This window comes from Neobacillus sp. Fa239 (assembly GCF_055395235.1).
In genome coordinates this window covers 2,059,914-2,070,318 of record NZ_AP041611.1, presented here as the reverse complement: position 1 = coordinate 2,070,318, position 10,405 = coordinate 2,059,914, and the positions used below count along the sequence as shown (strand labels likewise).

Annotated in this window: 10 protein-coding genes and 2 riboswitches; of the genes, 3 read left to right on the top strand and 7 right to left on the bottom strand. The window is 40.5% G+C overall.

The annotated features are described in order from the left end of the window. Nucleotides 1–115 precede the first annotated feature (115 nt). A riboswitch (cobalamin riboswitch) is annotated at nucleotides 116–306 on the bottom strand. 121 nt (nucleotides 307–427) lie between these two features. From ribH to ACZ5XR_RS09815, 6 genes are all read right to left on the bottom strand, one after another. Beyond that, nucleotides 428–898 (bottom strand): 6,7-dimethyl-8-ribityllumazine synthase, encoded by a 471-nt coding sequence (gene ribH, locus ACZ5XR_RS09840; RefSeq protein ID WP_464502279.1) that lies wholly within the window; start codon nucleotides 896–898, stop codon nucleotides 428–430. Between the two features lie 21 nt (nucleotides 899–919). Continuing rightward, nucleotides 920–2,113 carry a bifunctional 3,4-dihydroxy-2-butanone-4-phosphate synthase/GTP cyclohydrolase II gene (locus ACZ5XR_RS09835; protein WP_464501475.1) on the bottom strand — a complete coding sequence of 398 codons (1,194 nt, stop codon included), beginning with the start codon at nucleotides 2,111–2,113 and terminating at the stop codon, nucleotides 920–922. A gap of 18 nt (nucleotides 2,114–2,131) precedes the next feature. After that, nucleotides 2,132–2,782 (bottom strand): riboflavin synthase, encoded by a 651-nt coding sequence (gene ribE / locus ACZ5XR_RS09830; RefSeq protein WP_464501474.1) that lies wholly within the window; start codon nucleotides 2,780–2,782, stop codon nucleotides 2,132–2,134. Between the two features lie 127 nt (nucleotides 2,783–2,909). Next, a riboswitch (FMN riboswitch) is annotated at nucleotides 2,910–3,057 on the bottom strand. 76 nt (nucleotides 3,058–3,133) lie between these two features. Beyond that, nucleotides 3,134–4,561 carry a protoporphyrinogen oxidase gene (gene hemY, locus ACZ5XR_RS09825; RefSeq protein WP_464501473.1) on the bottom strand — a complete coding sequence of 476 codons (1,428 nt, stop codon included), beginning with the start codon at nucleotides 4,559–4,561 and terminating at the stop codon, nucleotides 3,134–3,136. A 152-nt stretch (nucleotides 4,562–4,713) separates the two neighbouring features. Then, nucleotides 4,714–5,187, bottom strand: coding sequence for a GyrI-like domain-containing protein (locus ACZ5XR_RS09820; RefSeq protein WP_464501472.1), 474 nt, complete (start codon nucleotides 5,185–5,187; stop codon nucleotides 4,714–4,716). A gap of 174 nt (nucleotides 5,188–5,361) precedes the next feature. Continuing rightward, nucleotides 5,362–5,847: an Lrp/AsnC family transcriptional regulator gene (locus ACZ5XR_RS09815; RefSeq protein ID WP_464501471.1), complete on the bottom strand. Its 486-nt coding sequence runs from the start codon at nucleotides 5,845–5,847 to the stop codon at nucleotides 5,362–5,364. A gap of 209 nt (nucleotides 5,848–6,056) precedes the next feature. Between ACZ5XR_RS09815 and ACZ5XR_RS09810 the strand changes: the two genes are divergently transcribed. Continuing rightward, nucleotides 6,057–6,959, top strand: a complete 903-nt coding sequence (locus tag ACZ5XR_RS09810) for a DMT family transporter (RefSeq protein ID WP_464501470.1) — start codon at nucleotides 6,057–6,059, stop codon at nucleotides 6,957–6,959. A gap of 14 nt (nucleotides 6,960–6,973) precedes the next feature. On the opposite strand, the gene katA is transcribed toward ACZ5XR_RS09810, so the two are convergent. Continuing rightward, nucleotides 6,974–8,434: a catalase KatA gene (katA, locus tag ACZ5XR_RS09805; protein ID WP_464501469.1), complete on the bottom strand. Its 1,461-nt coding sequence runs from the start codon at nucleotides 8,432–8,434 to the stop codon at nucleotides 6,974–6,976. Between the two features lie 242 nt (nucleotides 8,435–8,676). Here katA and hpaB point away from each other — a divergent pair, with 242 nt between their 5' ends. Beyond that, entirely contained in the window at nucleotides 8,677–10,110 is a 1,434-nt protein-coding gene (gene hpaB, locus ACZ5XR_RS09800; RefSeq protein WP_464501468.1) for a 4-hydroxyphenylacetate 3-monooxygenase, oxygenase component, read from the top strand. 77 nt (nucleotides 10,111–10,187) lie between these two features. After that, nucleotides 10,188–10,379 (top strand): hypothetical protein, encoded by a 192-nt coding sequence (locus ACZ5XR_RS09795; protein WP_464501467.1) that lies wholly within the window; start codon nucleotides 10,188–10,190, stop codon nucleotides 10,377–10,379. Nucleotides 10,380–10,405 lie beyond the last annotated feature (26 nt).

The following is a 10,405-nucleotide window of genomic DNA, read 5'->3' as shown; positions in this document are numbered from 1 at the left end:
CTTTTAAAATTTCCCATAAAAAAATCCCCCAAATTGGAGGAGGGTGTTATGTAATGTTAAGAAAAAACGCAATGCTTACGTTTAAATGCTTAACACTCTCCTATCCCCGTAGGCTGCAGGTGTTTAAAAACAGGCAGGTTTCCTGGCTCATGGTCATGGCTTCCTATGTCTTCCCATCTATTTTGACAGTGACATATTATAGGTTGCTCCCATTTACAGTGGCGGGACCGCGTTGGTATTACACCAACTTCCCTTTTAAGCTACAATCTCTTTCAAGATTTTAGCACCTGTTCTTTCATTTTTTTATGTTATCTCTATTATTATATATATTTTTTTATTTGTATAGATTTATAAAAAAAGTAGTTGATAATTGAAATAGGCAAACAGAAAATAGTTTGCCTATTGGTTTGCTTCATAAATCCATATCTTATTGCTCGATACTTCTGAAAAGATTAGCCATTTCGATTGCTGCCGTCGCCGCATCCCAGCCTTTATTGCCAGCCTTTGTTCCGGCCCGTTCAATAGCCTGCTCAATGGAATCGGTGGTAAGTACCCCAAAAATGACTGGTATACCACTATTTAAGGCTGTTGCGGAAACGCCTTTCGCCGCCTCATTACAAACATAATCAAAATGAGGGGTAGATCCCCGAATAACAGTCCCGAGAGTAATAACTGCGTCATACTTTTTACTTTTCGCCATTTTTTGAGCAACTAACGGAATTTCAAATGCCCCTGGTACCCAAGCCACATCAACGTCCGCTTCATCAACCCCATGCCTCTTCAAGGCATCTTGGGCACCGCTAAGTAATTTACCAGTAATAAATTCATTAAACCGCCCAACTACAATCCCTATTTTTAACCCTGTTCCAACTAAATTGCCTTCAAAAATATGTCCCATCATTTGATCCTCCATTTATGTTTAATAATGTAAAAGATGTCCCAGCTTGTCATGTTTTGTTTTTAAATAGTTTTCATTCTCTCTTCTCAATTCCATTTGAAGCGGAACCCGCTCCACCACCTCAAGGTCATAGCCTTTTAAACCCTTAATTTTTCGAGGATTATTCGTTAGAAGCTTCATTTTCGTAATGCCTAAATCCTTTAATATTTGAGCACCGATCCCGTATTCCCTTAAATCAGCACCAAAGCCTAGCATCTCATTCGCTTCGACTGTATCGTAACCCTCTTCCTGGAGCTTGTAGGCTCTTAGTTTATTTAATAGGCCAATGCCCCGCCCTTCCTGGCGCATGTATAATAGGACTCCGTTACCCTCTTGCTCAATCTGCTTAAGGGCTGCATGAAGCTGCGGGCCGCAATCACAGCGATAGGAGCCAAAAACATCACCCGTTAAACATTCCGAATGTACTCTGACGAGAGTTGGTTTTTCGGGATCAATTTCCCCTTTCACTAATGCGACATGCTCTTTTTGGTCTACAAAATTTGTATACCCGATTGCTTTAAAAGTGCCAAATTCTGTAGGCAGTGTGATTTCCACTTCCCGTTTGACCAGCCGGTCCTTTTTATTGCGATATTCAATCAGGTCTTTTATTGTAATCATTTTCAGGTTTAATTCATCAGCAATTTTCCGCAATTGAGGAACTCGTGCCATAGACCCATCCTCATTCATAATTTCGCAAATCACGCCAGCAGGCTTTGCCCCGCATAAATTGGCTAAATCGACAGCCGCTTCCGTATGGCCTGTTCTCCTTAATACACCGCCTTTTTTAGCGATCAAAGGAAAAATATGCCCGGGTCTTTTAAAATCGTCTGGTTTTGCTTCCGGATCGAGCATGCTTAAAACGGTTGCGGAACGCTCGAAAGCCGAAATTCCTGTTGATGTAAATTTATGATCAATGCTGACGGTAAAAGCTGTTCCATGGGCATCTGTATTTTTCGCTACCATTGGCCATAAATTCAGTTTTTGAGCTAGCTCCTCTTCAATTGGAACACATATTAACCCTCTTCCATGGGTAGCCATCAAATTAATGACATCTGGCGTTGCTTTTTCTGCTAAGGCGATGAAATCACCTTCATTTTCTCTATCCTCGTCATCACATACGATGACGACATTCCCTTGTTTTAATTCATGAATAGCCTCTTCAATGGTATTAAACAATCTTCTCACTCCTTTGTTTTATACGAATCCGTTTTCTTCTAAAAATGAAAGGGAAATTCCTTTTTCCTTTTGGTTCCCTTTAAGACCTGTTAAAAAATGGCCGACATATTTTCCAATCATATCACATTCCAAATTGACGACTTCACCCTGTCCCTTCAAACCCAGGATGGTTTCTGATAATGTATGGGGAATAAGGGAAATCGTAAAACTTGACTCAGTTTTGCCAAAAACGGTTAAACTTGTCCCATCTACCGCAATGGAGCCCTTTAAGATTACGTAATTTAGCATTTCTTGATTCGCTTCAATTTCGTAATAAATGGCATTTTCAAACGGCTTTTTACTTTTGATTACACCCGTGCCATCGATATGACCGGAAACAAAATGCCCGCCAAATCGGCCGCCGGCAGCCATTGCCCTTTCCAGGTTAACCTTTGAACCCCGGTTAATATGATTCAGGCTTGTTGCCTTTACGGTTTCAGGCATCACATCGACGGTAAATCCTTTGCCCGAAAATGAAGTAACCGTTAAACATACTCCATTTACCGCGATGCTATCACCAAGGTGTACATCCTCAAGAATTTTTCCCGCCTCTATCGTCAATACAAAGGTTTCCCCCGACCGTTGAATAGTTGAGATTCTGCCTATTTCTTCAATAATTCCTGTAAACATAGTGTCTTTCTCCTTTAAAATTGAAAATAAAAAACCCTTAAGCAAGTAACGCTTAAGGGTCTCTTTTAAAGGCAATAGGAAAGAAAGGCTTAAAAATGGGTACAATTGTCCCTTTAATAATCCTGATTTTTTCCTTCTCCCATCCAGACTTTAACTGTCGGCCCTGGAGTTTCACCAGATCCACCGTTTAACTTAACGTTAACCGGGTCACGGACTAAGAAGCTATTCGCTTCATCACCGCCGGTTAGGAATTTCACCTGACCCCGAAGGCGAGGATGTCCCATAAGGGAATCTTACCCTTTGTAATGGAACAGCCTCCTTTATTAAAATTTTTATTGATTTAATCTTACTTCAGAATAATGTTTCTTGCAAATTATTTTCATTAGCTCCATAAATAGCGGAGACTTTTTCCGCTGTCTTTTTTCCCTGTTCGATACAATCCGGGATTCCCACTCCTTCATAGGATCCTCCTGCTAAGAATACCCCGGGAAGCTCCCTGCCCAGCTCCGCGTTGACGCGGGCCAATCTTTCCAGATGACCAACTGAATATTGCGGCATGGTCTTTTTAAATCTGGAAATAACGTAATCATCCGGTTTTTCGGTTATGTTCATCGTTTTATTTAAATCATTAAGAGCAAGCTTTACGATTTCCTCGTCTGATAAATCCACGATCTCTTGGTCGTTTGGTTTTCCAAGGAAGCAGCGGAGCAGTATTTTCCCTTCAGGAGTTGACCCTGGCCACTTTTTATGGACCCAAGTGCAGGCCGTAATGCGATGTTCGCTGTTTCTCGAGACAATGAAGCCCGATCCGTCGAAATCCCGCTTGATAACTGATTTAGGAAAGACAAGCGCAACATTTGCCACTGAATTGGCAGGCATCTGTTTATAGCCACCCATAAAGGAATAATCTCGAAGCATTTGCTGGGCATGAAAATGATCGGTGGCAATGATCACACTGTCCGCCCTATCCACCACCCCATTGGATAAATGGAGCAAATAGCTATTTTCGGTTCGAGCAATTCTTTCCACAGCGGTTTCTTTTAAAACGGTTCCTTCAAGTAATCGTTGTTCCAAAGATTTTACAAGCGTTTCAAGTCCACCTTTCAGAGAGAGAAACATCCCTTTTTTGGCTGTATGTTTTTTAGACTGCTTTGGTCTTTTTGGAAAGGTACGTTTTAACCCAGCGACAAGACTTCGATGGTTTTGCTCCATATGATAAAAATTTGGAAACAAAGCCATTAGGCTTAAATCATCAATATCTCCGGAGTAGATGCCGGAAAGCAGTGGTTCAATAAGGTTTTCAACGACTTCCTTCCCTAATCTTCTGCGAAAAAAGAAGCCTAATGATTGGTCTGTTTGTTTCTTCCCTTTTGGTAAAATAAAATCAGCCGCTGCTCGCAGTTTTCCCTTCAACGTAAATAATCCGGAAACTGCAAATGGCGTCACTCTGGTCGGGATGCCCATATAGGCTCCTTCCGGCATCGAATGGAATTTACCATTTGCCAGGATATAAGATTTCCCTGACTGATTATAGATGACCTGATTCTTCAATCCCAACTCTTCAATCAACTCTAGCCCGCACTTTTTCGTAGCGACAATCGAATCCGGCCCCTTCTCAATTACAAAGCCATCCTTTTTAATTGTTTGAATAACTCCGCCAAGTCGCGGGCTTGCTTCAATTAACTTGATTTCAATAGGGAGGCCCTTTTTTTGCAAATAATAGGCTGCCGACAATCCGGCAATTCCCCCACCAATGATGACCACTCTTTTTTTGTCCATGCTATTCACCTTATTTATCTTTAAATTTTGCTCATATTTTCACAAAATAATAGTAAAATGGATGGAGGAAAGGTTCTCCTCCATAGTTCAATTTTACAATATAAATTTAGTGAATAGTATTTTCAGAGTTAATTGTCAAAAATCGTTTGAATTTATCGCCAATCGTACTTTTTAACGGGTAAATAGATTTCATAATGGAGGTTCCCTGTGGAGTTTTGCTGATTACTTTCTTCCTTATAGACCTCCAGGCTTAATGCTTGAAAATCTTGTTCATAGCCGTACTCCTTCATCCATTTGATCATTTGCAGATATGTATTTTCGACCTCTTCCGGGCCTCCTCGATGAGTGGCAAAAACATAATTTTTTGCTGGAATCGTAAAACCAACCATTCCCTCAGGTACACTCTCAATCTTCTTTACGGGTGCCGTTACAAAATAGGTGAATTCTGTCTCTCTGCTGTGAAAAGGAGCAATTAGTACAGGTTCATCTGTTTTATTTGCCACCTCTTCAAGACGCTGTTTCATTTCTACAAATAGTTCCGGAATCGTACTTGTTTGTGAATAGGTCCCATTCCAGGAAATGCCCACAACCCTTAATTCTTCTTTTTCTACAACTTGAATGTCCAAGCGATCTCCCCCTTTTACAAACATCTTATTTTTATAATTCTGAATTTATCACCGAAAATCCTGCATAAAAAAAGAGTTTTTGGTCTTTGGGCGAAGATTAACAAAATTTACATTTTCCCTAGAAGTGGTTTTTTGTGCCTGTTCGGCCATAAAGGCCGCTCTTATTCACTTCTATCATTCATTAATCGGCAATGCGGTTGTATATTTAATCTCTCTTAATGATAAGCTTGTCTGAATTCGATTCACACCTGGAAGCAAATTTAGCTTGCGAATAAACTGCTCCAGTTCTTCTCGATTTCGGTTTGCGACTTTTAATAAATAATCGTACTCACCCGTTAAACAATGGCACTCCATAACTTCAGGCATCCTATTCATGGCCGTTTCTAAAATTTCAAGCTGTTCTTTTTGATGTATATTTGTACTGACAAAAATAAAACAAAGCAAATCAAATCCAAGCTTCTGATGATTTAAAATAGCTACTTGTCTGTTGATTAATCCTTCCGATTCCAATCGTTTTACCCTTGCATGGGTTGCCGGCGGAGAAAGATTTACACGGCGCGCAAGCTCAGCATTCGTGACCTGGGCTTCATTTTGAAGGATATCCAAGATGGCCCGGTCCAAATTATCCAATGTTTTTAAAATCGATGAATCAAACATCATACGTTCCTCTTTTCTGAATTTATATTGGTGAATAATTAATTGAACCAACACATTTTATTAATTAAAATATTAATAATATTTTTCAAAAACCACCAAAATCATAATATTATTCGTTATATTTACAATAACACAAAATATTAAACTATAAATCCCTTTTTTCTGCTAAGATAATACTATATTTTAATACAATTCAGAAAGAAGGGCATTCCATGCCAGGTTTATATGTTTTTTTATTGTTGCTAACCAGCTTCCTCTGGGGCGGTAATTTTGTGTTTGGGAAGTTCTTGGTAGGTCATGCCTCTCCCATGACGATTACCACATTAAGATGGGGAATTGCCACGATTGTCCTGCTGCCATTTGTTTTAAAAAAGGAAAAGAAACTGCTCCCGGAAAAAGAGACGATCCTTCCACTATTTTTAATGGGATTAACGGGGGTCATATTATTTAATATTTTTCAATTCTTAGCCTTGGCCAAAACAACGGCGACCAATGTCGGATTAATCTCGACTTTAAATCCCATTTCCATTGCGATCTTTTCTACCTTAATCCTGCAGGAAAAATTAAGAGTGCTTCAAATCGCATCAATGTTTGTTTCCTTTATCGGCGTATTAATTGTCCTTTCTAAAGGTGAAATGAGTCACATCCTGGAGTTGAATTTTAACACGGGTGATTTGTGGATGATTGCGGCTGTTATTTCATGGGGGCTTTATTCTGTTTGCAGCAAATGGGTTATGAAAAAAATGTCGCCGATGCTGGCTACTTTTTACTCAGGGATCTTTGGGGTGCTGTCGCTGCTTCCCTTTAACCTGCCGAGTTTTCAAATAACCAATTTCAATTATTCCTTTTTAAGCTCCCTTCTCTATACCGGTGTTATTTCAACAGTTGTTTGCATGGTTTTATGGAATACCGGGGTTCAAAAAGTGGGGGCAACCCATTCTGGTATGTTTTTAAACTTTAATCCTATTTTCACAGCTATACTTGCCTTCTTTATTTTAAGTGAGAAGCTGTCATGGGCTGAATTAGTTGGAAGTATGATCGTTATTTTCGGATGCTTTTTATTTTCATATGCCGGGTCTCTGACACCGATAAAAAGAGCCGTTCACGGAAAATGAACGGCTCTTTCCATTTACTTGACTCCTTGAGGAATGGCTAAACCCAGCCCCTTGGCAACCCGTTGGCCAAACTCCTGATCGGCTTTTAAGAAATGCTCGATTTGACGCAGCTTGATTGTCTCACTTTCAACAGGCTTCATTGCCCCCACGATATTTTCAACAAGGCGGCCCTGCTCTTCTTTATCCATTAACCGATAAAGGTCACCTGCTTGTGTGTAATGATCATGATGATTATAAGAAGTACTCTCAGCAACACCTGATACTTGAAAGGCTGTTTGTTTTACTTCCGGTGCTTCCTTTGGACCCCCAAAGCTATTTGGCTCATAATAGACGGACCCTCCGCCATTGGTGTCAGAGCGCATGGCCCCGTCCCGCTGGTAATTGTTTACCTCTGCCTTAGGACGATTGATTGGCAGCAGGTTGTGGTTCGGACCAACCCGATAACGATGGGCATCCGAATAGGCAAAAATGCGGCCTTGAAGCATTTTATCCGGCGAAGCCTCGACACCAGGCACCATTGTTCCAGGTGAAAATGTGGCCTGCTCCACTTCAGCAAAATAATTTTCAGGATTGCGATTTAATACCATACGCCCGACTTCGACAAGCGGATAATCCTTATGGGACCACACCTTGGTCACATCAAATGGATCAAAACGATACGTATTGGCGTCCTCAAACGGCATGATTTGAACATAAAGCTTCCATGCTGGGAAATCGCCCTTTTCAATCGCGTTAAATAAATCTTCCGTATGATAATCCGGATTTTCCCCCGCCAGTTTTGCCGCAACCTCATTGCTCATGTTTTTGACACCTTGTTCGGTTTTAAAGTGATATTTAACCCAGACTGCCTCACCCTCTGCATTCACCCATTTGAATGTATGGCTGCCGTAGCCGTTCATATGACGCAATGTCGCTGGAATTCCACGATCGCCCATTAAATAGGTTACTTGATGAAGAGATTCAGGTGAGTGCGACCAGAAATCCCAAATGGCCGTTGGGTTTTTTAAATGGGTTTGCGGATGACGCTTTTGGGTATGGATAAAATCAGGAAATTTAATAGCATCACGAATAAAGAAAATGGGTGTATTATTCCCCACTAAATCATAATTTCCTTCTTCCGTATAAAACTTCACCGCAAAGCCGCGCGGATCGCGAACGGTATCGGCAGAGCCTAATTCACCTGCAACCGTAGAGAAGCGAATGAACATCGGGGTTCGTTTTCCGCTACCATTAAAAAGCTTTGCTTTTGTATATTTGGACATATCATTGGTGACTTCAAAATAGCCATGTGCCCCCGTACCCTTCGCATGAACAACCCTTTCAGGTACCCGCTCGCGATTAAAATGGGCCAATTTTTCAAGGAGATGGACATCTTGGATAAGTGTAGGACCACGAGATCCGGCAGTCATGGAATTTTGATTATCCCCCACTGGTGCTCCGGTACTGGTTGTTAATGGTTTCTTTTGGTTACTCATTTGATCACCTCTTAATCTATTTGATTCCCAAATTATATCATTTTACTATTTAAAATCAATACTAAATTATAATAATTTTAAATAACTAATCAATTTGGGCCTGCTCTTTAAAAATATTAAAAAATATGGACATTATTCCTCAACCAACAAAATTTTGTCCACCTCGGATATGGACAATGGTACAAACCATAAAATGCTCTAAGCATAAAACTGTAGTAAACGAAAAAAAGACGGTGAAAATCATGCCTGCAATTTCTGGACAGGAATATATTAATAGAGTAAACAGGCTTAAAGCAGAGATTTGGATTGGCGGTAAACAGGTCGAAGGAAATATTTCTGAACATCCCGCATTTGCTGGCGTCATAAAGAGTCAGGCTAAATTATATGATACTCAGCTTGAATCGAATCATATGACGTTCAAATCCCCGACAACTGGCGATTCCGTTGGGCTCTCTTTTCTTATGCCGAAAACGAAGGAAGACCTTGTTTTACGAAGAATCATGATACAGGAATGGGCCAAAACGAGTGCAGGAATGATGGGTCGCTCACCTGATTATATGAATACTGCTGTAACGGCCTTTGCGTCAGGGGCTGATATTTTTGCAGTGAAAAATAATTGCTTTGATCAAAATATGAGGAATTTATATGAATTTGCACGCGAATCTGACCTATCCTTTACCCATACATTCATTAACCCCCAAGTGAACCGTTCCCAATACTATTCTGAAGATACACCAAAAATTATTTCAGCACAGACAATTAAGTCAAATGAGGAAGGCATCATCGTAAAAGGTGCCCGCCTTTTGGCAACACAGGGGGGCATTACCGATGAAATTCTCGTGTTCCCTACCCAGGCAGCTGCCATGAATAAAGACTTTGCTTATGCGTTTTCGATTCCAAGCAATACAAAAGGGTTAAGATTTATTTGCAGAGAATCTTTCAGCTACAAGGATTCTGAATTTGACCATCCGCTTGGCTCCCGCTTCGATGAAATCGATACTGTCGTTGTTTTTGATGATGTGCTGGTTCCGTGGGAACGAGTTTTCTGCTATCAAAATCCGGAAGCCGCTTATAAAATTTTTGCTGAGAGCAGTTTTTATCCTATAACAGCCCACCAGGTCACCGCCAGAAGAATTGTGAAAACAGAGTTTATTTTGGGTGTCGCCCAAATGCTTGTGAATGCCATCAATGTAGGAGAATACCTGCATATTCAAGAAAAAATCAGCGAAATCATTATCGGACTGCAAACATTAAAATCCTTGCTTTTAGCTTCTGAAAACAATGCTGAGATCGATAAATGGGGTACGATGGCACCAGACTTTCATTACTTGAGGGCAGCTTGTCTGATCTATAGCCGATTATACCCTCGTCTTTGTGAAATCCTTCAGCTCATCGGAGCAAGCGGCCTTGTCACAATCCCTGGTGAAGAAGATTTTGAATCTGAAATTAAGGAGGACCTTGACCAATACCTTCAAGGTGCAAATGTGAGCGGATATGAACGGGTCAGATTATTTCGGCTTGCGTGGGATATTAGTATGAGTGCATTTGGTACAAGGCAGTCACTCTATGAACGCTATTTTTTCGGCGATCCCGTAAAAATGGCCAGTAACATCTACCAAACATTTGAGAAGGATTCTTATATAGAATTTGCGAAAACCTTTTTAAAAAATAGTTAAATGATCAAAATCTTTTTGACTCTGTCTCTGAATTCGATATATGATAGTAGATACTATAGAACTAGGAGGAAAATCAGATGACAGAATCAAACCAGCCTGAAGAAGCGAAAAAGAAAATCAGCCTGCAGGAAGCCATGAAGCAGCAACTCGAAAACAAGAAAAAACAAGCTGCAGCAGGAAACTCCAACTTTAATCAGCAATCAACCAAGAAACTAAAAAGCCAACAGACGAAAAAAGTGAGCAATTCCCGCAGAAAAATGGGTGTTTAATTTTTACTAAAATACACCATACTAGT